Origin of the sequence: Butyrivibrio sp. INlla21, from assembly GCF_900116875.1 — a bacterium.
Lineage (GTDB): Bacteria > Bacillota > Clostridia > Lachnospirales > Lachnospiraceae > Butyrivibrio.
The window spans coordinates 1-24,233 of record NZ_FPCC01000017.1 but is presented as its reverse complement, the minus strand read 5'-3'; the positions used below and the strand labels follow the sequence as shown (position 1 = coordinate 24,233).

At 41.4% G+C, this 24,233-nt stretch carries 18 protein-coding genes and 1 pseudogene; 3 read left to right on the top strand and 16 right to left on the bottom strand.

The window, feature by feature from the left end; genetic code table 11:
• Positions 1-3: 3 nt before the first annotated feature.
• The 15 genes from udk to aepX all read right to left on the bottom strand — a co-directional run bounded on the left by udk (position 4) and on the right by aepX (position 16,964).
• Positions 4-624 (bottom strand): uridine kinase, encoded by a 621-nt coding sequence (gene udk / locus BM377_RS10535; RefSeq protein ID WP_092247833.1) that lies wholly within the window; start codon positions 622-624, stop codon positions 4-6.
• Positions 614-2,107, bottom strand: coding sequence for a hypothetical protein (locus BM377_RS10530; RefSeq protein WP_092247830.1), 1,494 nt, complete (start codon positions 2,105-2,107; stop codon positions 614-616). The genes udk and BM377_RS10530 overlap by 11 nt, the downstream gene beginning before the upstream one ends.
• Before the next feature lie 7 nt (positions 2,108-2,114).
• Positions 2,115-3,575 carry an MBOAT family O-acyltransferase gene (locus BM377_RS10525; protein WP_092247828.1) on the bottom strand — a complete coding sequence of 487 codons (1,461 nt, stop codon included), beginning with the start codon at positions 3,573-3,575 and terminating at the stop codon, positions 2,115-2,117.
• 38 nt (positions 3,576-3,613) lie between these two features.
• A complete protein-coding gene (locus BM377_RS10520; protein ID WP_092247825.1) occupies positions 3,614-4,561 on the bottom strand; it encodes a glycosyltransferase family 2 protein in 948 nt (315 codons plus the stop codon).
• A 167-nt stretch (positions 4,562-4,728) separates the two neighbouring features.
• Positions 4,729-6,315, bottom strand: a complete 1,587-nt coding sequence (locus tag BM377_RS10515) for an NAD(P)/FAD-dependent oxidoreductase (RefSeq protein ID WP_092247822.1) — start codon at positions 6,313-6,315, stop codon at positions 4,729-4,731.
• A 228-nt stretch (positions 6,316-6,543) separates the two neighbouring features.
• Positions 6,544-7,743, bottom strand: coding sequence for an SGNH/GDSL hydrolase family protein (locus tag BM377_RS10510; RefSeq protein WP_092247819.1), 1,200 nt, complete (start codon positions 7,741-7,743; stop codon positions 6,544-6,546).
• 170 nt (positions 7,744-7,913) lie between these two features.
• Positions 7,914-8,699 carry a hypothetical protein gene (locus BM377_RS10505; protein WP_092247815.1) on the bottom strand — a complete coding sequence of 262 codons (786 nt, stop codon included), beginning with the start codon at positions 8,697-8,699 and terminating at the stop codon, positions 7,914-7,916.
• Positions 8,674-9,495 carry a HipA domain-containing protein gene (locus BM377_RS10500; RefSeq protein ID WP_242948149.1) on the bottom strand — a complete coding sequence of 274 codons (822 nt, stop codon included), beginning with the start codon at positions 9,493-9,495 and terminating at the stop codon, positions 8,674-8,676. Before BM377_RS10500 ends, BM377_RS10505 begins: the two co-directional genes overlap by 26 nt.
• A gap of 148 nt (positions 9,496-9,643) precedes the next feature.
• The gene (pseB, locus tag BM377_RS10495; protein WP_330392977.1) at positions 9,644-10,654 is read right to left on the bottom strand and encodes a UDP-N-acetylglucosamine 4,6-dehydratase (inverting); all 1,011 of its coding nucleotides are present in this window, start codon (positions 10,652-10,654) and stop codon (positions 9,644-9,646) included.
• Positions 10,655-10,758: 104 nt separating this feature from the next.
• On the bottom strand, positions 10,759-11,880 hold the full coding sequence (gene aepY / locus BM377_RS10490) for a phosphonopyruvate decarboxylase (RefSeq protein WP_092247808.1): 1,122 nt from the start codon (positions 11,878-11,880) through the stop codon (positions 10,759-10,761).
• Between the two features lie 12 nt (positions 11,881-11,892).
• Positions 11,893-13,083: a saccharopine dehydrogenase NADP-binding domain-containing protein gene (locus tag BM377_RS10485; RefSeq protein WP_092247805.1), complete on the bottom strand. Its 1,191-nt coding sequence runs from the start codon at positions 13,081-13,083 to the stop codon at positions 11,893-11,895.
• A complete protein-coding gene (locus tag BM377_RS10480) occupies positions 13,080-13,838 on the bottom strand; it encodes a DUF6564 domain-containing protein (protein WP_092247802.1) in 759 nt (252 codons plus the stop codon). Before BM377_RS10480 ends, BM377_RS10485 begins: the two co-directional genes overlap by 4 nt.
• Before the next feature lie 33 nt (positions 13,839-13,871).
• Positions 13,872-14,873 carry an NAD-dependent epimerase/dehydratase family protein gene (locus tag BM377_RS10475; RefSeq protein WP_092247799.1) on the bottom strand — a complete coding sequence of 334 codons (1,002 nt, stop codon included), beginning with the start codon at positions 14,871-14,873 and terminating at the stop codon, positions 13,872-13,874.
• 26 nt (positions 14,874-14,899) lie between these two features.
• The gene (locus BM377_RS10470; protein ID WP_092247796.1) at positions 14,900-15,646 is read right to left on the bottom strand and encodes a metallophosphoesterase family protein; all 747 of its coding nucleotides are present in this window, start codon (positions 15,644-15,646) and stop codon (positions 14,900-14,902) included.
• A 16-nt stretch (positions 15,647-15,662) separates the two neighbouring features.
• On the bottom strand, positions 15,663-16,964 hold the full coding sequence (aepX, locus tag BM377_RS10465; protein ID WP_092247793.1) for a phosphoenolpyruvate mutase: 1,302 nt from the start codon (positions 16,962-16,964) through the stop codon (positions 15,663-15,665).
• A 137-nt stretch (positions 16,965-17,101) separates the two neighbouring features.
• Here aepX and yidC (BM377_RS10460) point away from each other — a divergent pair, with 137 nt between their 5' ends.
• The 3 genes from yidC (BM377_RS10460) to yidC (BM377_RS10450) are packed head-to-tail and all read left to right on the top strand — an operon-like array spanning position 17,102 to position 23,923.
• Positions 17,102-19,870, top strand: a complete 2,769-nt coding sequence (gene yidC / locus BM377_RS10460; protein ID WP_092247790.1) for a membrane protein insertase YidC — start codon at positions 17,102-17,104, stop codon at positions 19,868-19,870.
• A gap of 14 nt (positions 19,871-19,884) precedes the next feature.
• Positions 19,885-21,120, top strand: coding sequence for a CDP-glycerol glycerophosphotransferase family protein (locus tag BM377_RS10455; protein WP_092247787.1), 1,236 nt, complete (start codon positions 19,885-19,887; stop codon positions 21,118-21,120).
• A gap of 31 nt (positions 21,121-21,151) precedes the next feature.
• Complete coding sequence (yidC, locus tag BM377_RS10450) at positions 21,152-23,923, top strand: YidC/Oxa1 family membrane protein insertase (RefSeq protein WP_092247784.1); 2,772 nt, start codon at positions 21,152-21,154, stop codon at positions 23,921-23,923.
• A gap of 31 nt (positions 23,924-23,954) precedes the next feature.
• On the opposite strand, the pseudogene BM377_RS10445 reads toward yidC (BM377_RS10450), so the two are convergent.
• Positions 23,955-24,227 (bottom strand): annotated as a pseudogene (locus BM377_RS10445) (transposase domain-containing protein); the annotation flags it as partial.
• Between the last annotated feature and the right edge of the window lie 6 nt (positions 24,228-24,233).

Sequence of the window (24,233 nt, the reverse complement as noted above, 5' to 3'; positions counted from 1 at the left end):
GCTTTACTCTCCAAGCATCAACTTAAGATGCTGCTGCAAAATTCCGATACCGGTAAGGTTCTCGCCGCCGCGTGGGATAATTATGTCCGCGTACTTTTTACTCGGCTCGATGAACTGCTCATGCATCGGTTTAACGGTATCTCTGTACTGAGTAAGGATCGACTCGATACTCCTTGCACGCTCCGACATATCACGAATAATTCTGCGCATAAGTCTTTCGTCTGCGTCGGTGTCGACAAAGACCTTGATATCCATAAGATCGCGCAGCTCCTTGTTTTCAAGCACAAGGATACCCTCAAGAATTATAACATTCTTAGGGATGATATGAACCGTCGCATCGACCCTGTTATGAATCGAAAAATCATAAATGGGAATATCGACTTCCTCATTGTTCTTGAGCTTTTTAACATCCTCGATCATTCTCTCCGTATCAAAAGCATCGGGATGATCGTAGTTAAGTCTCGTCCTGTCCTCATAGGAAAGGTCGTTGTGCGCTTTATAATATGAATCATGATTGATGACAACAATATCGTCGCCAAAACTCTCTTTTATCTTCCTAACGATAGTAGTCTTGCCGGATGCGGTACCTCCCGCGATTCCCACGATACAGACCTTATTTGCCATAATTGCCTCCTTTGGAAGTATAGTACTCGTGATCTATCACTTCACCGGTATTCTTATCATAGATCAAAAGCTGAACATCCTCAGCCACATGATCCTCATCGTATAAATAGTTCGTATCTTCGTCGTCCGTCTCATAGAAAAGTCTGAAATTCTTCTCAACAGGCTGATAATTCATAAAGCCCATCGCCGTCTCGACATTATCAAGCACCGAGCCACCCGAAGCCTCATAAACCTTGTTAAAGCCGGGATCGCATATCATTATATACGGACCATCGGGCGTCTCATAAATTACATTTGAACCCGCGATCTCTTTTATCAAATGCTTCATTGCCGCATCCGTAAACACCTGCGAACCCTCGTTGCAATAAAGCACAAAGCCATACTCGCCGATGGACAAATCCTTTAACTTGGTAAAAAGCTTATCCTCAGAAAGTATCTTATCTCTAAGCTCATCATAATACTTATTGCTCAGCTTCTCCCAATATGCGTAAGCATCATCGTCCCTGTGATCTACAAGACCCGCATTGGCCTTGAGCCAGTCGCCGATCGCTCTCGTCGTCTTATCAGCGCCCGTGGCATTTAAGTGACCCCTGTCGTTAAGATCAGAATAAATGTCGATAACATCACCATCAAGCATGTTAAGATAAGGCACTCCGTAAGCGTTACATATCGCACCTGCTGTATTGGCCGCAACAATATCTTTTGTCTCCGGATTAAAAGGATTGAATGTCACAAGTATCCCGATCTCTCTGTCCCGGCACTCCTCAATGATCTTGGAAAGATACTGCATTCCCACCGTTTCATCAGCAAAAACTTCGCCATCATCAGGTCTTTGGCAAATAAACGGTGCCGTATCAACTTCGTATCGCATCTCCGCGCCAAAGAGCTCGTTCCTAGACTCATTACCCACTATCGACTTGAAATCATCCTCCGTGATGTACTCCCACCTGTTGTGATACACGATGAAATCAAAAAGGAATTCCCTCTTTAAGTCTTTATCCAGGACAAGATCGTTCATCGCCTCGATTTTGAGCTTATTAAGCGGCCAGACATCCATGTTCAGATGAAGCTGCTCAATCGAAGTATTGATCTCGCTCGCATCGGGATTATTCTCCCTGTCATCAAGATAGCGATAGTTCTTTTCAAGCATGTAGGCATCTACAACCACCCACTCCGGCGTCTCGTACTGCAGCGCCTCCATAAGCTCCCAGTAAGTCGCCTGAAGGAGCGAGCCGTGACCGCCCATATTGTAGGAAGTATAGCCGTAGTTATTATATAGAACCGCCGGATTCACCGCATTTATCGTGTGCGACGAGCCGAGAAAAAGAACGTCTATCTGATCTTTTTTGGCCAGCTCAAAAAAGTCCGCGTACTTATACAAGCTGTCTTTTCTCCTGAGCGCAATTGTAGCGCCGTACAAGATGGCAAACACGGTTATTATAAAAAATATGCACTTTAAAGCTATTATAATCTTTCTCTTCATAATTCCCTTAGAACTGCTTGTAAATAAAATCGGCCACGTTGTAGCCCGGTCCCCAGATTCCCAAAATAACAGTCAGCACGATGCCCGTGATCATGATGATCCATCTAAGCCAAAGCCCCTGCTTTAAGATATTTTCCCTGATCACAACTCCTCTGTAGTTATACAGATCTACGATGACCACAAGCACTATCCCTGCAACAGCTAGCAAGAAATTTCCTCTCGAAAGCCCATAACCGTACAAACTTTTATCAACCAGCTTCCACGGTGTGAAGCAAAAAGAGCTCCTAATAATCCTCACCGCATCGCTGAGGCTGTCCGCTCTAAAGAACACCCAAGCATAGCTTACAAGGAAAAAAGTGACCGCAGTTTTTACCACTCTGTGAGAAAAACTGTATCTTCCGATATTGAATAATTCTATGATCTTATCTCTTGCCGGAGTTAATGCCTTTCCGATCACCTGATACAATCCGTGCAGCAGTCCCCAGACAACAAACGTAAAGTTCGCGCCGTGCCACAGACCGCTCACCGCAAAGACTATCATTATGTTTATGTACTTCCTGATAGTTCCTTTCCTGTTTCCGCCAAGCGGAATGTAGAGATAATCTCTGAGCCAGGATGAAAGCGAAATATGCCACCTTCTCCAGAACTCCGCGATCGACATCGCAAGATACGGAGATTCAAAGTTCTTCATAACATCGATTCCAAGAATCCTCGCAACACCTATCGATATATGCGAATATCCTGCGAAATCGGTATATATCTGAAATGTGTAAAAAAGAATCGCAACAAGCGCCGGAGCACCGTTTATGCCAAGCTCCGTCTCTGTGTCAAAAACTGTATTAACAAATATTGCAAGCCTCTCGGCCACAACAAGCTTTAAGAAATATCCCCAGAGAATCTGAAGAAATCCGTTTCTGAATCTGTCGAAATCAACAGGCGTAGGATCTTTAAACTGAGGCAGCATATTGCCCGCTCTCTCGATCGGTCCCGCAACTATCTGAGGGAAGAATGAGATAAAAAGAGCCAGCATAACCGGATCTTTCTCGGCTTCAATGTCACCTCTGTAAACGTCGATAAGATATCCGGCGGACTTAAGAATGTAAAAAGAAAGCCCGATCGGAAGTATCAGATTGAAGCGTATGTCATCAATAGCACCAAATGACACCAGCCCCACAATTCTCATAAAGAAATTAAGATATTTAAATACAAAAAGAATTCCAAGATTAAATACAAGGCACGAGATAAAGATCTGCTTGGCCTTGTCTCTATACTTATCAAGCAAAAGACCTGCCGCATAAACGGAAGTCATAGAGATAACCAAAATAATCGCAGCCCCTATCCCCGCCGTTGCATAAAACGCAAGGCTCACGATAAGAAGCCAGATGTAGCGGTATTTTCTTGGAACTATGAAGTTTATAAGTACTGCTACCGGCAAAAATGCCATGAACGCATACGAAATAAAGCTCATACTCTCTCCCGAACATTTTTATTAGATACGCATCACTTCTACTCTGTATCGAAGTTGATGCGTTTTTCTTCGACTACGATGGGACGACCGATAACTCTCGTGTTGATGTTGAGAATATACTCGCCCATAAGTCCTATGAAAAAGAGCTGAACAGCCCCGATAAGGAACATTCCGATGATCATCGGCGCGTAACCTGCATGGAAGCTGTACCAGTGAGTAAGCTTAAGCACAAGGTAAACAAATGCTACGATGATATCGATAAGCGCGCAGACAAAGCCCGCGATCGTGCAAAGTCTTAAACCAACCTTGGTGTAAGATGTAATACTGAGCATTGCCGCATCGTATAAAGTATAAAAATTGTTGTGAGTCTTACCGGCTCTTCTCTGAGGCTGCTCGTACTCGACGGTAGTCATGTTAAAGCCCTCGCCGTACTCAGCAACAATACCTCTTATGAAAGGCACCGGATCGTCAAGCTTACGAAGAAGCTGAATGAAAGTCTTATCGTAAAGACCAAAGCCCGTAAAGTGCTCGATCATGCGGACTTTAGACATGTTCTTGATCATCTTGTAGTACATCGTACGAAGGAAATAGACGAATCCGTTTTCCTTACTCGATGACTTAACGCCGCTGACAATCTTGTGTCCCTCTTCCCACTTTTTTACAAATACGGGGATCATCTCAACGGGATCCTGGAAGTCCGCGCAAACAGGGATCACGCAGTCTCCGTCAAGTGAACACATTCCGTGGAACGGCGAATTGAACTGTCCGAAATTCGTCACGTTAAAGATTGCCTTGATCTTCTTGTTGCCTTCGCAGATCTTCTCAATCTTGGGCCTTGTGCTGTCAGTTGATGCGTTGTCTATAAATACTATCTCATAGTCGTAGTTTGAAAGGTCATTTACTAGAACCTTTTCAACTGCGGCCGATATTCCCTCGACGTTCTCCTCTTCGTTGAAGCAAGGGATTAAAATGCTGATTTTTTTCATAAATACTCCTAAAAATGAGGTTCTGCTCTCGCATTCGCTCGCCAGAACTAAGTAGTACACCACGATTTGAAAATACCAAATCTGGTGATTACTTAAAGAAATGCGGTGCCATGTTCTTTCAAGCACCGCATTGTGTTTGCAAATATATCTTGGGGTTTTTACGCCCGTTAGTCTACTTCAACCTCTTCTTCTGCTGCATTCTCTGCCGCATCAGTCTCATGATATTCCTTCTCGGTGTTGACGTTCCAGATATTGCTACGGTCTATCTTGCCGCTTATGATGTTCTTTACAACCTCGAAAGAAGTACACATTGAATGGTCGATATTGTTATATCTATGCTGACCGTTTCTACCTACGCAGTAGAGATTGTCGATAGTATCGAGATACTCGATGAGCTTATCCATCTCTTCATAGGTATCAAAGTAAGCCGGATATGCCTTCTTAACTCTTTCCATGTGATAATCCATAACCTCGTCGGCGCTGCTAATGAGGTTAAGTGTGACCATCTCACCGATTGCCATCTTGGCGAATTCATCCTCAGTCATGTTCCACATGTTGTCGCCTTCAAAACAGAAGTACTCAAGTCCTACCCATACAGTGTTCTCAAGATCTTTTACCAAATAAGGAGACCAGTTGTTATAAATCTGGAATCTTCCCATCTTAACTGTTCTGTCCTGAACATATACCCAGTTGTCGGGCACGATATTGCCGATTGTCTTGATCTTGGTCTTATTCTCAAGATTGAGCTTGGGAACAAGTACGCCGAGAGTCATGTAATCACGATAAGGAAGTCCTGCGGCGATCCTTGCGGGATCAGCGGGAACATCATTCATTCCTGCAACGAGATCCTTGATTGGCATTGAACTAATAACGATATCGCCGTCGATCTCAACTTCTTTACCATCCATTATGTAGGATACGCCCTTAATGTGATTGCCGTCCTTCTTGATTCCGGTAACCTTGGCGTTCATGATGATCGTACCGCCGAGTTTCTTGATCTCATCGGCCGTCACCTCCCAAAGCTGTCCGGGACCTAACTTAGGATAGCTGAACTCTTCGATAAGAGATGTCTCAACCTTGCCGCCGGTCTTTCCTGTAAGCTTACGGAAAGCATTCTTAAGAACCGCCATAATGGAAACGCCCTTAACTCGCTGTGCTCCCCATGAAGGGTCGATATCGGAAGGATGTCTGCCCCAAAGGTTCTCTGTGTAATACTCAAAGAACATTGAATAGAGCTTCTTACCGAAACGGTTAATATAGAAATCTTCAAGTGAATTCTCTTTGCGCTTGAAAAGCATAGCACCTATATAAGAAAATCCACATTCAATTGTCTTGATAAGTCCCATGTTCTTGAAAGTCTCAGCCTTCAGAGAAATAGGATAGTCATAGAACTTACGGTCAAAAAAGATTCTGGATACTCTGTTTCTTCTGAGCATAACCCTGTCCGTCTTCTCCGGATCCGGGCCTCCCTCATTCATCTGCATCGGTCTATCTAGAACTATATCATCGTAAGTGGGCTTACCCTGACGCGGGAGCATCTTGTCCCACCACTCGTTAACTTCGGGAACCTTGGTAAAGAATCTGTGACCGCCCATATCCATGCGGTTACCCTTGTATTCTACGGTTCTGGAAATACCGCCAAACTGGTCGGTCTCCTCAAATATCACTACCTGATAATCTTTTGACTTGGTCAATAGCTCGTAAGCAGCTGTAAGTCCTGCAGGACCTGCACCAATTATAAGAGCCTTTTTCATATTGTTTACCCTCAACTTCTATAGTTTAAAATAAGCGGTCGCCCCGTGGGCATAGTACCACTAATATTAGTAGTATACTCTAAGAGCCTAAATTCTTCAAGAATTACGCGAATTCCCCTAAATTAGACAAGGAAAAACCCACAGACGTTTGAGGGAGTCTGTGGGCTTTCCTTTTGTTGGTTATTTTGTTGAAGGATTTACGCATGGATGCGAAATCCGTGCGTAAACTTAGTTATCGTCAGCTGCGCCATGCTCACGTGCCAAAGGGAATCCGCCTTCTCTAATTAGTTTATTGAAGTTAGCTTCCTTAAGCTCGGAATTGGGCACCATGAAGTATTCTTCGGGATCAAAATCTGCTATCTTAATATAATCTTGTTCCAAATACTCATAAGGTTCATTTTCTTCATAGAAATTCGGAATATGTGCAAGAAGTCTTGCAACCACCTGTCTTCCCTTGAGTGTAAGATGGGTTCCGTCCATAAGGTACTCATCTGCAGTATCAAGGTAAAGATCAAAACGCTTATCGTTCATACAATCGAAATCGATAACCTTCATATCATCGGCAACATTAAGTGCCTTTCTTGCGTAGTTGGCAAGTGTATCCACCCCGTTACTTACGATATAAGAGTCACCGAGATACTTACCGTTACCGTCTGTATAAATTCCGTAGAAAGGTGTCATTACAACAATCTTAGCCTGGGGACTGATCTCCTTAAGAGTAGCAATACCTCTCTCAAGTCCACCATAGAATGTATGAAGATCATTGCCGTCATGCTGAGTATTGTCAAGCGGCATCTTCTGGAAGAAATCGTTGGCACCATATTCTATAAAATAATAATCAACTGTAGCGGGATCAATTTCTTTTATAGCATGTCTTACGTCTTCACGGTTGGCAAATACGCCGTCTACATCGATCTTGCCTGCAAGGCCGTAGCAGATTCCGTTAAATGAAGGTGAATCCCAGTTGTCCAGATTAGTGTCTGAAGTAGACATCTCAACACAAGCCGTAGTTCCGCCGATTCCAAGATTATAAACCTTGGCATGAGGAACTCTCTCAGCAACCAAGTGCGCAATGTCCGTTCTCTCACTTAATCCGTTCTCCATCTGGCTATCGCCGATGAATACCATATAACATCTGTCAGGAGCCTTCTCCTCTTCAGGTGTCTCCTGTGCAGGCTGTTCCTGTGTGGCAGTTGAAGTTGAAGCTGATGCAGCTCCCTGCTCCAATGCAGGCTGTGTAAGATTCTCAGCCATTACAATTGAAGCGTCCTGAGATGCAGCGTCATTCGCCTGCTCTCCATTATTTAAAATGTCTTCGTTAACATATTCTTCCGCAGTGTCCGTTCCCTTCCCCGGAGCAGAGCACGCAGTAAGAACCATTGTAAGTGAAAGCATTACAGAAAATGCCTTCGTATATATTTTTCTCATTCCTTTTTCTCCTCTTATCTGCTGTACACCTTCTCTGTCTTTTGCTGTACACCAAAATCATTGTATCATCTTTTTGAGGGAAATAAATAGTCTCGAATCAAAATTAAGAATTTCTGCCGTTAATCTTAAGAAAGTCTTAAGGAGTTAACGGAATATCGTTTATCGGCAAATTATATCAACTCATTTTTCAAATACAAATTTCCCTTAACACCTGTCATAATCGGCGTTATGCCCTCTTTCTTCACCAAATAGTTAAGATTCTGCCTGGTGCATTCAAGTATCTCACATGCCTTTGTAGTGTCACAGATATTCTTCTTGGCAAATGCCAGGAAGTCATCATAGGCCACATCTACAGTTCGACCCTTCTCATAAAGAAGCCACGCCGGTATGTCGATTGAATCATTAAAAGAGACATAATATCCTCCAAGCCCCAATGCGCACGACTCATACAGATCATTGTTTGCGATCACATTATCTACTTTTTTATGATCGCTGATATCATTAAGCGAGACCTTTTTCACTGTTTTATCCACAAAAAAACATAAAAGCAAATTACCTTCAAGAGCAGTGCAATCAACCAGATTATGTTCACTTCGCTCTTTTACAAACTCAGGAACTTCTTCTATCCGCCTAATGCACAGCCCATCCTGCGAGCATCGCCCACCGGCCAGCTCTAAGAGTGCCATCTCATCATATTCTTTTAACTTATGCGTTGACAGAATACTGCCAATGTTCTGTCTGCCAACAGGAATAACTCTTTCCATAACCCACATAAGACTTGCATCCCTCGGGATCGTATATATTCCCGCTTTAACAAAGGCAGTAAAAAGAAGCGGCGCAGTCCATTCATCCAGCTCAGGCCGTAGTTCAATTATGTAATCCTTACTTTTCTCATAATACAAAAGAATTCCGATATCAATTTGGCTTTCTTCATCGTATATTTGGTAGACTCTCATATACTTTATACCTTCCATAAATCATGTCCCAGATCCTGTCTATAAACACATCCGAAAGCACTCCGTCCATCCCCTCAAATAACTCTTTCTTGTGCTTAGGCTTAAGAATTCCCGTCAACTTGACACTTTCTTTAGTTAAAAGAGACAGATTATCAAAAGTTGATCTGCTCCCTATAAAATTATTGCACTGCTTATCGCCCATTATATCAAAAGCCTTAGCCTCTTCATCCGAAGAGCAAGTGCATAAAAGTGACAGACCATGGTCAAATAAAGGCGCCGGTCTCACCGTTTGTGCTCTTGAATTTCTAAGAATTTCAATATTTGCTCCGTGCCTGTCCCTATTAAGAACCAGATAATCAACTACCAACATCCTATCAATGTAATCTCGCCATCCCATTCTAACGCAAAAATCATAGTGTGATTCACCGGGTAAAGCGTTAAGTCTGTAGTAATCGTCCAGAGAAGCCTTACTCTCTCCCCTCTCTTTAAAATCATAGGACGCACAAAGATATGTGTTATAAATTCTTCCATCCACCTCTATATCAGCATTTATAAGTTCATAATTAAGATGCTCAATATGAAAAATATCAAGTAATCTATCCACTATTATTTCATTTATGCATTCATGTCCTATCACACCTTTACCTGCATCAAAATTAGAAAGCTTATAGTACTTCTTATATCCTCCGATCACAGCACTTGATTTCAAAAAAGTGCCCGCTGTTCCCGAAGAATTCCTTGCATGTGCCCAGTTAAGATATGTAAGATCTTGAGTTTCTCTGATTATTGTTGCCATCATGATCTCCTTGTTTTATTTGACGCACGTCAAATGTATAATATAATGTTAACATTTTATTTGACGCACGTCAAATATATCTCTGTGAACAAAAAAACCACGTACCTCTTCACGAGATACGTGGCGCTATCTATCAATTATATTATTCTCAATGATCAACAGCTTCCGAAAGTCTTCTTCTGATCTCTTCAACGCTCATCCACTCTGTGTTATTACCTGAACTGTAGTAGAATCCGTCGGGAACTTTCTTACCCGAAAGATCCGGAACCTGCTTGTCATTAAATGTAACCTGAGGATATACGATGAAGTGCTTGTCATACTCGTATGTAAAAGGAGCATCCTCTGTTGTTACCATGATCTCATCAAGCTTCTCGCCGGGTCTGATACCAACCTCAACAGTCTTGATGCCCGGGCACATAGCCTCTGCAAGATCCTTGATATGGAATGAAGGAATCTTACTGATGAATGTCTCGCCGCCCTTAGCCTCAGCAAGAGCCTTGAGAACAAGCTCAACACCCTCGGGAAGACTGATCCAGAAACGAGTCATGCGATAATCCGTAATAGGAAGCTCTTTCTCACCCTTCTCAATAAGCTGCTTGAAGAAAGGAATGATAGAACCTCTGCTGCCTGCAACGTTACCGTAACGAACGATAGAGAAATTCACATCCTTGGTTCCCGAATATGCATTGGCTGCAATAAAGAGCTTGTCGGAAACCATCTTGGTCGCACCGTAAAGATTAACCGGATTAACCGCCTTATCCGTTGAAAGAGCAACTACTCTCTTAACTCCTGTATTAAGCGCAGCGTTGATAACATTCTGCGCGCCCGTGATATTGGTCTTGATCGCCTCATCAGGATTGTACTCGCATGCAGGCACCTGCTTAAGTGCTGCCGCATGAATGATGTAATCAACATTCTCACACGCGCGCTCAAATCTCGCTCTGTCCCTTACGTCACCGATAAAGAAACGCATCTTGTCTGCGTTCTCTTTGTATATCTTCTCATTGGCCATGGTGAATTGCTTGTACTCATCCCTTGAGTAGATGATAATCTTCTTGGGATTGTAGTGCTGAAGGACATACTCAGTAAAGCAATGTCCAAAAGAGCCTGTACCGCCCGTAACCAATATTGTCTTGTTATCCAAAATCGAATTCTTCATTATATTCCTTATCTCCATAAAAATCTGAAATCACTACCTATTATATCAGAAAAAATAAGTTTACCGATATATTATATTTATCAAAGGCAGGATTGGCAATGAGATTATAGGCTCTTTATATAATCCATAAAGTTCTCTTTGTTCTCAAGTGCTGTTGTAGTAGGCCTTCCAAGATCCTCTCTTGCTCCGATAGAGCATTTAACTTCTATAAGACAAAGCTCATTGGCGGCCTTTGCTCTTTCAAGCTCTTTATCCAGCGCCTCAAAAGAATCTACCGAAACAGCACTTGTATATCCGCAAGCCTTAGCAATTGAAACAACATCAATCGAAGATGCAACAGTAGGCATACCTCCGACAGTCTCATGTGCTCCGTTATTGATAACGACATGCACAAGATTTGAAGGCTTATTGGCACCGACAACAGCCATTGCACCCATGTGCATAAGCACAGCACCATCTCCGTCGATACACCATATCTTTTGATTTGGTTTATTTATCGCAACTCCGAGTGCAATCGAAGAACTGTGTCCCATTGAACCGACAGTTAAGAAATCATATTTATGGCTCTGGTTATTGGCTACTCTTGTCTCGAAGAGCTCACGAGAAGCCTTACCTGTAGTGCTCACAATAGGATCTTCACCAGATACCTTTACGATATGCTGTATAATCTCTTCTCTGACCATAGTATTCTTGTTTTCATACTTAACGGAAGGAGCATCGGTAAGCGCGCCTTTACGAATAACAAAAGCTACATCCTTACCTGCATCAAGCACCTTCTTAAACTTATCCATTGCTTCTACAACTTCATCATCGGTAGTTTCTTTGCCGATGATAAAAGACTCTATTCCCATATCCTCAAGGAGCTTAACGGTTACTTCTCCCTGGTATATGTGCTGAGGCTCATCATGAATTCCGGGTTCGCCTCTCCAACCAACGATAAATACCATCGGAATGGCGTAAACCTTATCATTCAAAAGACTCGCAACAGGATTTATAATATTACCCTCACCTGAGTTCTGCATGTAAACTACAGGAACCTTGCCTGTCGCCAAATGATAGCCTGCAGCAAGAGCTGTACAGTTACCTTCATTTGCTGCGATCACATGATGCTTGGGATCTATTCCGTATCTGTCCATCAGATAATTACAAAGAGCCTTAAGCTGTGAATCAGGTACTCCCGTGTAAAAATCCGAATCAATAATTTCAACTAATTTCTCAACTTTCATCGCAATAACCTATTATCCTTTTTTCTCAGTCTGTGGAAGAATTATCTCATCTATGATCCACTGCGCCGTCTTCTCAATCTCTGCGAACGGAACTTCCTTGGGAAGAGTCTTTCCAAATGCTTTCTGTGCCTTTTCTATAAGTGCATCAGTGTAGATAAGCTTACCGTCTACAACATCTTCAACACCGTCAAGTGCCATAGATGCTCTGTCAGCCTTATTCATCTCTTCAAAGCTAAATACAGACTCATCGATCCAAGCGTCGAGCTTGCCGTCTTTGTATCCTACAAGCACTGGATATCCACCGATATTTCCGTCAAATCCGGGAGTGAACACTTTCTGATTCTTACCACTTCTGATTGCATCAATAATCGCTGTGATTATCTGATAGTTACTTGATGCATTCATCATATTTCTGGTCTGATCGACAGGCATAGCGATGTGACATGCCTTATAAATCTCATCTACATTGAGATTCTTCTGCTCCTCACCCTTGTAATAAACTTTAAGAGGAAGTTCTACGCCTTCAGTCTGGCCTTCCTTACTTATGCATACATCATGGAAATGTCCTGCTGCAAACATAACATCGACATTCCAATAATCCTTAACACCAAGCATATTTGCAACAGCAAACTTCATACGGGGAACCAGGTGATTGAGATTACCCGATCCAAAATCGGGATAAGCCTTTCCTGCGCTCTTAAGCCAAGGAATAACAGCATCGGAATATGATGTATTGATAACGATTGCATCCGTGTCAGCCTTGTCGCAAGCTTCCATTACATTCTTGGTAAATCTGATTGCAAGAGGGCTCCATATTCCATAAGCTCTTACATTGGCCCAGCTTATGCTTCCATACTTAAGTCCGGGATATGCACGGCTTGAATTAACAATAAAGTCAGGCTTATACTTCTCAACAACCTTCTGAATGGCAGCTATATCATTAAGATCAACACCGCCTTCAACCTCTATATGACTCTTATTGACACCGCGGATAAGCCCCGCTACTCTTGTGATATTAACCTTGGTCTGCATTTTATCTTCGTCACGTCCGACTACGACCACATTGATGGCAGGATCGTTTTTGCTGATAAGATAATCAAGAAGATACGCTCCCACGCTGCCAAGTCCGATTATCATGATTTTAATATCATCATTTTTAACGTGCTTCTCTACAACACTAAGTCTTTCCTGTAAACTTCTCATTCCTCATTCTCCCAGTATGAAACTATTTTTCTATAATCATCCCGCGTATTGCAGTTCGTCCAACGCTTAAGCGGGATCAATTCAATATCAACGCCAAAGTCCAGATAATTCTGAATAATCTTTAGATTGGTATCACCTTTTGCTTCGTCAAAAAACTTTTTGTTAGCCGGTATAAGCTTATCTATCTCCGTAAATTTCCAAGTCTGACCGGAATTCAATATGCATGAAAACGGAGAATCTATTGTAAGCATCCCGTGGCTGCTATTAAAAGCATAGCGATATTTATCATCACCATCCTTATAGAGCACAACCGCCTTATTGGCATAAATCGGCTCATAAGTATAAGTTAATACGCTCTTTGAAGAAGCTATCACTTGGGCAAAAGAGCTATCGTCTATATCCAGATCACCTTCAACAAAAAGTATTTCCGAAGGCTCATATTTAAACGCTTCCTCAAGTCCCAGATACAAGCTGTAGCCTGAAGCAAGATCGCTGAAATGATCATTAAATACAATCGTAATCTTATCCTTAAGCTCATCTTCCAGCGTCTTTACATACTCACCAAGCGAATCGGCTTTATATCCGCTCACAAGAATGATCTTATCGGCATACGAGCACTTAAGAAGCTGATGATAAAGCAGTGTACTCTTGCTGTCTTTCTCATAAAATATTGCCTTCAGCTTTTTATCACTTTCCGGAACGCCTTCGTTAAACCTGCTTGATATCCCGGCATTTGTGATTATCGCAATCTTCATACAACAATCCACCCATTTCCCTAATTAATCACATTATCCTTTAAGATAATTGTTTATACACTCTTCCAAGCCTTTATCAAGACCTACAACCGGCTTCCAATTGGTTCTTGTCTTGATCTTGTCCGTGCTTAAAAGTCTTCTTTCGGGATCTGACTCACGATATCCCTCAAACTCGATCACAGGATTATCTATCCCCATCTTGGATGCACATAACTTTGCAAGATCTATAATAGAAATTTCCTCATCGGTAGCAACGTTATACACAGTTCCGTCAAGTGCCGAATCAGTGGATGCAAGCGCAAGAACCGCACTGCAACTATCATAATTGTTCAAAAAAGTTCTCTTGTTTTTTCTGCTGTTTTCAAGGAGCACAACCTTACCGTTATCCTTAAAACTGTTGATGATAAAAGGAATAATGTGCTTGGGATAACGTTCATCCTTGGAATAAACGTTGGCAAAGCGAATGCTGCACCCCTTAATCTTACCCTCATCAACGGCATCCTTCATAAAGAATTCAGTAAGAAGCTTACCTGTAGCATAAGAAGTTCTCTGGCTATGCTCGGCAACCGCCATAGTAAGGAAATCACTCTCCTTGACACCACCATTTTCATTCCAGGAGTTCATGGAATAAACCTCGGATGTAGAGCAGTTAATATACTTCTGCGCTCCGACTCTTATAGCCTGCTGAAGAAATTCATTCATTCCCTCAACATTGGTCTCAAATGTCTCATAAACATGGTAGAAATGCTCTGTGTGAACAACCGCAGCACAATTGATATAGATAACCTCGTCGTAGTTTGACGCCTGCGCCTTTACCCTACTCTCGAAGTCATTCATCTGCTCCTTATTGTTTATGTCATATTCAAAAAACTCAAATCTGTTATCATCAATATGGTCTGCAACCGTATCGATTGATGAAGCATAAAAATTATCAAATCCAAGGATATGATCTGTGCTTCCGTCAATCAAAATCTGTCTTACCAGTTCGTTTCCGGTCATACCGGTAACACCGCTGATCGCATATAACTTACTCATACCAAAACCACCTTTCGTGTATATCTTCAGACACCTCTTGTCAGTCTTGTCTTATAAAACTCATCAATCTCCTCAGGAAAAAGAGATTGCTCATAGGCAATATCATATTCCACCGCCCGAAGCTCTACAGACTTAGAAGGAAGCGACAGAACCGCATACTGTGCACAAGGATTCTGATTCCTAGGCTGTCCGACCGATCCCGGATTAACAAACGTAACAGCCTTCTTATTTCTAAGCTCCTGATCCTCAATAGGATAAAAATGTGTGAAACAATGTGAATAATGAGAATGACCTCCGAAAACAAGATCATACGCAGCATATTCACCGCGCAGATTGTCAGGTCCGATTGCTTTCCAGTAGTTGTCTTCCAAAGATCCATGAACAGCAAGGCATTTAAGACCGTAAAGTTCAAATTCCTGAATACCTGCTTTATTCATGCTTTCGTTGATATAATCTACCGATTCACCGGTTAACTGCCTAGCGGTGTACTGTGCCATAACACGTCCTCTGTCCGATGAAAGGCGCTCAAGATCTTTATCAACTACAAGTTTTTCATGATTTCCCCAGATATTCACAAGAATCTTATCTTTCCATGCTCCGTTTTTCAATGCTATCAATTTTTGAACGATATCATTGGAACGCATGCCATAATCGATAAGATCTCCCAAAAGAATTACTCCGGTAAAATCTGTTCCGGAGCAATCCTGAAGTACCGCATCAAATGCACTCACATTTCCGTGAATATCCGATAGGATTAAATATTTATCTTCCAATTGTCTCTAATCCTCTTTAAATCTCATCAATAAGTGTGATTATATCTTTGATCGACATAAGCCTGTCGTCTACTTCTTTAGCTCTGTGATATTTAAGGATATCCATTGCTGTCTGCTGCATGGCAGGGAATGCCGACCTTGTAAGCTGGTTGGCATAGATTACGATATTAACACCATGCGCAGCAAGCTCATCCTCTGTGATCACATTAAATGAACTCGGAACAACAACTATCGGTGTTGTCTTATCTTTAGCTCTGAATTTATCGCAGAACTCTACTATCTCTGCAGGATCTTTCTTACGGCTATGGATCATAATGCCGTCTGCGCCCGCTTCAACGAAAGCAAATGCACGCTCAAGCGCATCATCCATTCCTTTTTCAAGAATAAGGCTCTCAATTCTGGCGATGATCATGAAATCATCTGTAAGCTGCGCTTTCTTGCCGGCTGTAATCTTATCACTCATCTCTTCGATAGTAGCCTGAGTCTGCTCAACTTCAGTGCCGAAAAGACTGTTCTTCTTAAGTCCCTTCTTATCCTCGATAATAACCGCAGAAACGCCGAGACGCTCAAGTGATCTTACAGTATATACAAAGTGCTCGGTAAGTCCGCCCGTATCACCGTCAAAGATAATAGGTTTGGTCGTAACCTCAGTGATATCTTCAATCGTGCGGAATCTTGAAGTCATATCAACAAGCTCGATATCAGGCTTTCCCTTAGCTGTAGAATCACAAAGGCTTGAGATCCACATAGCATCGAACTGATCAAGCTTGCCGTTATCTCCCTCGATAACCGTCTTTTCTACGATAAGACCTGTAAGTCCGGAATGAGCCTCCATAACCTTTACTACCGGAGTCATCTCAATAAGCTGGCGAAGACGCTTTCTACGATATTCAGGCATAGAAAGACGCTCCTTAAGCTGAAGGTCAATCTTACTTACTTCCTCGTTGTATGTATAAGGAACATCTATAATCTGTCCACCATATGCGGAAACAAGCTTCTCTACATGGCTGCGAATAGCCGATTCTACGCCCTTGGTCCAGTTATCGCCATGGATAATATAATCAGGATGAAGCTTCTCGATAACGTCATCATAAAGCATGTCATTCTGCAACACAACAGAATCCACACCTTCTATATTATTATACATTTCAATTCTGTCCTTCTCAGGGACGGTAGGAAAGCGATTATAACGAATAGAAGCCTTATCGCTAAGGCATCCTACAACTACTTTTCCGTATTTCTGTGCTTCCTTTATAATATTCAAATGCCCGGCATGAATAACATCCGTGCTAAAACAGGTATATGCTGTTTTACTCATCTATAAAACACCTCTCCTATGTATCTATAGTAAAAAACATCTATCACATTATACATTGAATAATTTCCTTTTGCTAGTTGTTTTGATTGTGGTAATATTACTATTGGTCTTTTATTAAAAAACAACGGAGAATAGCTATGTCGATATTAAATATCTTGCATACAATTGTATTAGGACCGCTCGAACTACTATTTGATGTAGTTTACGCGATCGCGCTCAAGGCTACGAGCAACCCAGGGTTATCCCTTATCTTCCTCAGCCTTACGATCAATCTCTTGGTTCTGCCCCTCTATCGCAGAGCAGATGCACTTCAGGAGGAAGAAAGAGATCAGTCGCTTAAGCTCAAGCCCGGCGTAGATCATATAAGAAAAGTTTTCAAAGGCGACGAGCGCTTTATGATGCTGCAGACATTCTATCGCCAGAATGACTACAAGCCTTATTATGCGCTTAAAGGCTCTTTGTCACTTCTTCTGGAGATCCCGTTCTTTATAGCAGCTTATCATTATCTTTCTAACTTAAACCTGCTTAATGGAGCATCATTTGGTCCCATCTCTGATTTGGGAGCACCTGACAACCTGATCACCATAGGTAGTATCAGCCTGCATCTGCTTCCTATATTAATGACAGCTATAAATATTGTCTCCGGAATCATATATACAAAAGGAATGCCACTTAAGAGCAAGATACAGCTCTACGGAATGGCCCTTATCTTCCTTGTACTGTTATATGAATCACCCGCGGGACTTGTATTCTATTGGACATTAAACAACCTGTTCTCACTGGTTAAAAATATATTCTATAAGATACCTAATCCAAAGAAGGTAATTAAGATCATATGCTCGATCACAGGAATCGCTATTCTGATAGCAGGATTTATGTTCTTTACAGGTATCAGAAGAAAGGCTCTTTCTCTGATCGTAGCACTGGTTCTTCAGTTCCCTCTGTTTAAGAATTATATAAAGAGAGGAAACAGTAAGCTCAACGAAGATAAAGAAACTGTAAGTTCAGATACAGCCAAGGTGATTTTCTATGCGTGCTGTCTTCTTATGACAATACTCGTTGGCGTACTTATCCCATCAGCTATCATCAGCACGTCAACAACAGAATTTATAGAACTGACTGATTTCCATTCACCTTTAAGATATGTATTCCGCACAGCGCTTATGGCAATCGGAACATTTATGGTGTGGTTCATAGTTTTCTATAAACTCTCATCCGATAAGGCCAAGAAAGCTTTCAGCCTTGGTTCTGTTATCATGGTATTCTGTGCGATTGTAGAATACATGTTTTTCGGTAAGGGATACGGTAATATTTCATCACTACTTATATATGATCTTCCCTTAGAAATATCTGCCAAGGACTATCTTATAAACCTACTTATTCTGGGCATTGTAGCCGGAGCCATATATTTCTTATGGAAAAAGGGAAAAAGCGAATTAGTAAAGGCTATATGTATTATAGGATGCATTGCCATCGCAGTAATGTCCTTTATTAATGTGATAAAGATCAAGAACGAAACAGCAGAACTTAAAATACTTGCCGATCAAAGGAAACAAGAGAAGCCTGAATTCTCGCTCAGTAAATCCGGCAAAAACGTTGTTGTAATAATGATGGACAGAGCAATAGGCGCATTTGTTCCATATTTATTGGAAGAAAGGTCTGAGCTAAAAGAGCAATTTGCAGGTTTCACCTTCTATCCTAACGCCTTTTCGTTTGGACAAGCCACCAATGTAGGTGCTCCTCCGATCTATGGCGGATACGAATATATGCCCTATGAGATTGACGCCAGAGCTGATGAATCACTCAAAGACAAACATAACGAAGCTCTTTTGGTTATGCCTGTTCTATTTATGAATGAAGGCTACAAGGTTACCGTATGTGACCCACCTTATGCTAACTATAAGTATGTGCCCGATCTAAGCATTTTTGATAAATACCCTGAAATGAATTCTTATATAACTTACGGAGAATTCAACGATGATTCCGAGGAACGAATCGCACAGAAGGATAATACTATAAACAGAAATCTTTTCTGCTATTCTCTTTTTAAAGTCTGTCCTGTGTTCTTACACAAAGAAGTGTATAATGACGGAATTTACAATTATGCTGATTACTCCACCGGCTCAGAAGAAGACGATGAGTGGATTTACGGTCATACGTCCCCTGATATATATACCTGCACAGGTATAAACGGTGATTTCATTTCTTCTATCCGAGCTTTGCAGAACTTGCCGTTTATGACAAATATTACAGATTCTGACGAAAATACTTTCTTGTCATTTGCCAACACTGCTACACATGACATCACGATGCTTCAGGAGCCCGAATTTGAGCCACGGAACCATATCGATAATACCGAATACGAAAAAGCTCACGCTGTAAGGACCGCTCCGGGGAAAAAAGATTTACAGATTAATGTAGTAGATGCAGTTGAACATTATCAATGTAACATGGCCGCTTTTATACAACTCGGAAAATGGTTCGAATATCTTAAACAAAACGGCGTATGGGACAACACCAGGATAATAATAATATCCGATCACGGAAGAGCTGTTGGTCTTAATCCTTTCATATGTGATGATACAGTTGATAGTCTTGACCCCATGTGTGCTAATCCGCTATTTATGATCAAGGATTTTGGAAGCACAGAATATACTGAAGACAATACATTCGTGACAACCGCTGATGTTCCTTCGGAAGCATTCAAAGACATCATTGATAACCCTGTGAATCCATTTACAAGTAATCCCATAAACGAGGATAGAAAAAACGATGATGTTCTGTATGGAATATCAACCGAATGGTCTGTAGAAAAGAACAACGGTAATACATTTAGCGATCCGATATCTTTCTCATTAAAGAATCAGAATATCTTTGATGCGGATAATTGGACATACAATAATTGAGAGGTTTAGAACATATGAATATGATAATGCTTCTTTATATCGATCCCGGAACGGGAAGTATGTTATTCACAATACTTATAGGTCTTTTGGGAGCAGGTTATTACTTCCTCAGAGATACCTTTATGAAGATAAAGTTTTCTTTTTCAGGAGGAAATGTAAAGGCCAAAGATGAGGGACGTGTCCCTTTTGCTATATTCACAGACAGTAAAAGATACCAGACCATTTTCAAGCCAATATGCGACGAGATGGATAAGCGTGGACAATCACTTGTATACCTTACTGCGGAAAAAGACGATCCGATCTTAAATGAAAACTATAAAACCGTAAAGGCTGAATTTATCGGCGAAGGAAACAAAGCATACGCAAGGATGAATATGCTTAAGGCAGATGTGGTTCTGTCAACAACACCGGGGCTTGATGTTTATCAGTGGAAACGATCAAGGGACGTTAAATGGTATACACATATCCTTCATGCTGCCGGCGATATCTCAATGTATCGTATGTTCGGAGTAGACTACTATGATTCACTGCTTCTTAGCGGTGATTTTCAGACACAGCAGGTTCGCGAGCTTGAAGAACTGCGCCATCTTCCCGAAAAGGAAGTTAAGCTTGTCGGACTTCCTCATATGGATGATCTTAGGAATAAATTATTAAATGCAGCACCCAAACAGGAACACGAAACTACTGTACTTCTTGCTCCCTCTTGGGGTTCCAATTCCATACTGAACAAATATGGAAAGACAATGATCGACGCACTTATTGCAACAGGTTATAAGATCATCATCAGACCTCACCCCCAGTCTTTTGTATCTGAGAAGGAAATGCTTGATCCGCTTTTAAAGGCATATCCCGACTCAGATAAACTTGTATGGGACAGAAAAAGTGATAACTTCGAATCGCTCCATCAATCAGATATATTAATTTCCGATTTCTCCGGAGTAATCTTTGATTATTCATTAGTATTTGATAAGCCCGTAATCTATACGGAAGCTAAATTTGACAACGGAATCTATGATTCATGGTGGCTTAAGAAGAAAGAATGGACTTTCGAAGTTCTTGATAAGATCGGTGTAGAGCTCACCGACGAGAACATCGGAAATGTAAAAGAAATAATAGATCTCTGCCTCACAGACAATCGCTTCAAAGAAGGAAGAGATCAAGCCAGATCCGAGTGTTGGGCTAACATCGGCAATTCGGTAAACAGTACTGTAGATTACCTTATAGAGAAACAGAAAACTCTGGCAGTATAATTATTTAATTAGGATTTTTAAAGAATAAACTATGACGATATTACAGATTTTACATACAATTGTATTAGGACCGCTTGAACTGCTCTTTGACGTAGTTTATGCATTAGCGCTTAAGGCTACGAGTAATCCGGGATTATCCCTTATCTTCCTTAGCCTTACGATCAATCTCTTGGTTCTGCCGCTTTACCGCAGAGCAGATGCACTTCAGGAGGAAGAAAGGGATCAATCGCTTAAGCTCAAGCCCGGCGTAGATCATATAAGAAAAGTTTTCAAAGGCGACGAGCGCTTTATGATGCTGCAGACATTCTATCGCCAGAATAACTACAAGCCTTATTATGCTCTTAAAGGCTCTTTGTCGCTTCTTCTGGAGATTCCGTTCTTTATAGCAGCTTATCATTATCTTTCTAACTTAAACCTGCTTAACGGAGCATCATTTGGTCCCATTGCCGATCTGGGAGCACCTGACAACCTGATCACCATAGGAAGGATCAGTTTGCATTTACTCCCTATACTTATGACCGCTATAAACATAGTCTCCGGTATCATATATACAAAAGGAATGCCGCTTAAGAGCAAGATACAGCTCTACGGAATGGCCCTTATCTTCCTTGTACTGTTATATGAATCACCCGCGGGACTTGTATTCTACTGGACCTTAAACAACCTATTCTCACTGGTTAAAAATATCTTCTACAAGATACCCAATCCCAAGAAGGTAATAAAGATCATATGCTCGATTACGGGAATAGCTATCCTGATAGCAGGATTTATGTTCTTTACCGGCATAAGAAGAAAAGCTCTTTCTCTGATAGTAGCTTTAATATTACAGCTTCCGCTTCTAAAGAAATATTTTATTAAAGCAGGTAAAAACGTAACCGATAAGGAATCTCATATTGGCGACAACACTGCCAAGGTCATCTTCTATGCATGCTGCCTTCTTATGACAATACTTGTCGGCGTACTTATTCCTTCAGCCATCATAAGTACCTCAACACCTGAGTTTGTTGAGCTGTCCGATTTCCATTCACCACTAAGATATGTACTCCGCACAGCGCTTATGGCAATCGGAACATTTATGGTGTGGTTCATAGTTTTCTATAAACTCTCATCCGACAAGGCCAAGAAAGCTTTCAGCCTAGGGTCTGTGTTCATGGTATTCTGTGCAGTAGTGGAATACATGTTTTTCGGTAAGGGATATGGCAATATTTCATCAACTCTTAAGTTTGACCTGCCTATAGAAATATCCGCCAAGGAATACCTGATTAATTTTCTGGTTCTTAGCTTAGTAGTCGGAATCATATACTTCATATGGAAAAAAGGAAAAAGCGAATTAGTAAAAGCTATATGTATTATCGGATGCATCGCTCTCGCAGTAATGTCCTTTATTAATGTGATAAAGATCAAGAACGAAACAGCAGAGCTTAAAGTTCTTTCCGAACAGAGAAAGCTGGAACAGCCGGAGTTTACTCTTAGTACAACAGGCCAAAACGTAATCGTACTTATGATGGACAGAGCCATTGGTGCGCTACTTCCGTATCTTATGGAAGAAAAACCTGAGCTCAAAGAGCAATTTGCCGGATTCACTTTTTATCCCAATGCATTCTCTTTCGGCATGTGTACCAATGTAGGTGCTCCTCCGATCTATGGTGGCTATGAATATATGCCAAACGAAATAGATGCAAGAGCTGATGAGTCATTAAAAGATAAGCATAATGAAGCCCTTAAGGTAATGCCTGTTCTCTTTATGAACGAAGGCTACAAGGTTACCGTATGTGACCCTCCTTATGCCAACTATAAATGGAATCCTGATCTTAGTATTTTTGATGAATACAGTGGCATTAATGCTTATACAACAACAGATAAGTTTAATGACAATGACGAAAATCGAATCGCCCAAAATGAGCAGATATTAAACAGAAACCTGTTCTGTTATTCTCTTTTCAAGATCTGCCCCGTATTCTTGCATAAAGAAGTTTATAATGACGGAATATATAACTATGCCGATTATCGTTATCGTTACAATGATGATGGATGGAACTACGGTTATACGCCATCCGGTATTTACACTTCTACAGGTGTAAACGGTGATTTTATTTCTTCATATACCGCACTTGAAAACTTGTCATCTATGACTAAGATTACCGATTCCGACGAAAACACTTATCTGTCGCTTGCAAACGGCACAACCCATGACGTCACAATGCTTCAGGAACCGGAATTCGAGCCAAAGAACGAAGTTGACAATACCGAATATGAATCGGAACACGCCGTAAGAACTGCTCCCGATCATAAAGATCTACAGCTTACAACCGCTGAACAGATGGAGCATTATCAAAGTAATATGGCCGCTCTTATTCAACTTGGAAAATGGTTTGATTATCTTAGAGCAGGCGGTGTATGGGATAACACAAGGATAATAATCACAGCCGACCATGGAAGATGCATCGGTCTTGATCTCTTAACAGGAGATGGTATATCTTCCGAAGAGCTCGATCCCATGAGTGTCAATCCGTTGTTTATGATCAAAGATTTCGGAAGTGATGAATTCACCGTATCAAATGAGTTTATGACCATTGCGGATGTTCCTTCGGAAGCATTCAAAGGCATCATAGATAACCCTGTTAATCCATTTACAGGTAATCCTATAAACGAAGACAGAAAAAATGATGATGAATTATATGGCATTTACAGTGAATCATCTATTGAGAAAAACAACGGCAACACATTTATGGATCCAAAGCGTTTTTCAATAAAGAATCAGAATATCTTTGATGTTGATAATTGTAAGGTAAGCGTCAAATAATCCGCCTATCTGTAAAATAAACGCCGCAGGTTTATTTGCGGCGTGGTTTACGGCAGTTATCTGGTAATGTCTCGGACCATGGTAATAACTGATCCAGACTTGCCGTATCTATATTTCCATTCTCATCACGGAGCTTTGGAAGTTCTGTAAGGAGGTGATCAACGTAGTAATAGGAACTGAGGTTATTTAATCTTGCAGTCTCAACAACTGAATAGATCACAGCACTGGCTTTCGCGCCTCTGATGGTGTTCATGAACTCCCAGTTCTTTCTGCCTATCGTGAACGGTCTTATACTTCGTTCAGCAGCTTA